The sequence below is a fragment of the Salipiger sp. HF18 genome, from assembly GCF_011806505.1.
Classification (GTDB): domain Bacteria; phylum Pseudomonadota; class Alphaproteobacteria; order Rhodobacterales; family Rhodobacteraceae; genus Salipiger; species Salipiger thiooxidans.
This window is the reverse complement of sequence record NZ_JAATOS010000772.1, coordinates 1-1,270: the sequence shown is the minus strand read 5'-3', so window position 1 is coordinate 1,270 and position 1,270 is coordinate 1. Positions and strand designations below refer to the sequence as shown.

1 protein-coding gene and 1 pseudogene are annotated in these 1,270 nt (G+C 69.4%); one reads left to right on the top strand and one right to left on the bottom strand.

The genetic code is table 11. The features are described from left to right. Positions 1-414 (bottom strand): annotated as a pseudogene (locus HC022_RS26790) (Hsp70 family protein); the annotation flags it as partial. Between the two features lie 230 nt (positions 415-644). Here HC022_RS26790 and HC022_RS26785 point away from each other — a divergent pair. Continuing rightward, positions 645-1,270 (top strand): peroxidase family protein (locus HC022_RS26785; RefSeq protein WP_303049113.1); only part of this gene is annotated, 626 nt, incomplete at its 3' end.

The window sequence follows — 1,270 nt, the reverse complement described above, 5'->3', positions numbered from 1 at the left end:
CTCGGCCTGCGCGTCCTTCTCCGGATCGGCGGTGTGGAAATGCACCGGCCGCCCGGAGAGCGCGCGGCGCAGGGTCAGCCCGGACGCCGCCTCGGAGCGCACGCGCAGCTCGGCAAGAAAGGCCGCGATGATGTCCGCAAGGGTCTGGCGCCTGCCGCCGATCAGCCGCTTTTCGTGCAGGAGCGGCAGGCCGAGGACGCTCTTGAGGGCGCGCATGTAGCGCCCCTCCTCGCCCGAGATCAGCGCCTCGCCGGCCGAGGCTCCGATGCGCATCCGGTTGCTGCCCTCGGGGAAGAACACCGCCGTCGGCAGCGTGTCGTTGCCCCGCTCCAGCGGCACGCGGTAGACGCTGGCGCCGTGCGGCAGAGCCACCGCCGAGTTCGATGTGCCGAAGTCTATCGCTAGCGTGATCATGCCGGACCGCCCTGTTCGAGAAAGCCGCCGTGATAGGCAAGCGCCGCCACGCTGGCAAGGCGTTTCCCCCTGTCTCGACCCCGGCTTGGGCCCAACTTGACCCGGGCATCGCCGGACCGCCGCCGGCCCGCGCGACCGCGTCAACGGTTCGGGTGACGGCGAGCTTTGGAGACTCACCCAGAACGTGTTACGGTGTGGTATTTTTCGCGCCCATATTGATCGGAAGCGACATGTCATTGCTCGGAACGCTCGCCCGCGCGACGGAATCCCGCCGTGTCTGGTTCAAATTCCCCTTCGTGCCCGCGATCATGATCATTCTCGGCCACCGCGAGAACCTGCGGCAGGGCAACCTCATCGACCTCGAGACCAACCCGCCCACGCCCGAGCCCGTCGACGACCCGGTGAACTTCCGCACCGCCGATGGCAGCTACAACGACCTCGGCGCGCCCTGGATGGGCATGGCCGGCACGCGCTTCGGTCGCAACGTGAAGCCCGAGGCGGCGTTCGGCGAGACCGGCGAGGCGCTGCTGACCCCCTCTCCCCGTCTGGTGTCGAACCGGCTTCTGGCGCGCGGCGACTTTACCCCGGTGCCGCATCTCAACGTACTGGCGGCGGCGTGGATCCAGTTCATGGTGCACGACTGGCTGTCGCACGGGTCGAACGACAAGAACCGGCTGCACGACATCCCGCTCCCCGAGGGCGACGACTGGGACGGCCCGATGCAGGTGCCCGCCACCACGCTCTCGCCCGCCGGCGACGGCGACGCCGGGCGCCCCCCCGCCTACACCAATGCCGAGACCCACTGGTGGGACGCCAGCCAGATCTACGGCTCGAGCGCCGAGCGGCTGGCCATGGT